Annotated in this window: 2 pseudogenes; both read left to right on the forward strand. The window is 62.3% G+C overall.

The annotated features are described in order from the left end of the window. Nucleotides 1–301: pseudogene (locus QN347_RS19350) on the forward strand (Mu transposase domain-containing protein); the annotation flags it as partial. A 148-nt stretch (nucleotides 302–449) separates the two neighbouring features. Beyond that, nucleotides 450–653, forward strand: a pseudogene (locus tag QN347_RS19355) (AAA family ATPase); the annotation flags it as partial.

Consider the following 653-nt stretch of genomic DNA (forward strand, 5'->3'; position numbering starts at 1 on the left):
CATTGGCTGGCAACTGTCGCCAACATCCGGCTCCACGCGACGACCGAGCGTGTCGTCAGTGAGGCATTTGCCGAGGAGAGGCCTACGCTGCAGGCGTTGCCGCTGATCGCCTTTAGCGCGGTGCTGAAACTCGAACGACGCATCAGCCACGAGGGCATGGTGAGCATCGCCGGCAATTTATACTCGGTGCCCGATACGACACGTCGACGGATCGTCGAGGTCCACAGCCTGGCGGACGAAATCCAGATCTTCGAGGCGGGCCAGCTCATCGCCCGTCATCCGCATCTGGAGGGACGGCGGCAGCGCTCCCTGCTCAGCGGACACCGTGTGCCTAATCGGCGCGCCGACGAAATCCCGATACCACATGGCTTCTCGGGCGAACTGGTGACGAGCCGACCGCTCGCCATCTACGAGGCGGTTGGCAAAAGCCTGGCGTCGGGAATGTCGATATGAACTCTCTACTGCCAGACCCGGGGGCATCGCTGCTTGACCGGATTAAGACCACCATGGTCGGCCTGAAGATGCAGCGCGCCATCGAAGTGGTCGATATCTGCGCCGCTCGCATCGATCACGGTGAGCTCACCGCCCTCGAGGCAATCGAGCAACTCCTGCTCGAAGAGCTGACGTTCCGGGAGAGCCGACGTATCAAGACC

Source organism: Sphingomonas sp. 10B4 (genome assembly GCF_035019905.1).
Taxonomy (GTDB): Bacteria; Pseudomonadota; Alphaproteobacteria; order Sphingomonadales; family Sphingomonadaceae; genus Sphingomonas; species Sphingomonas glacialis.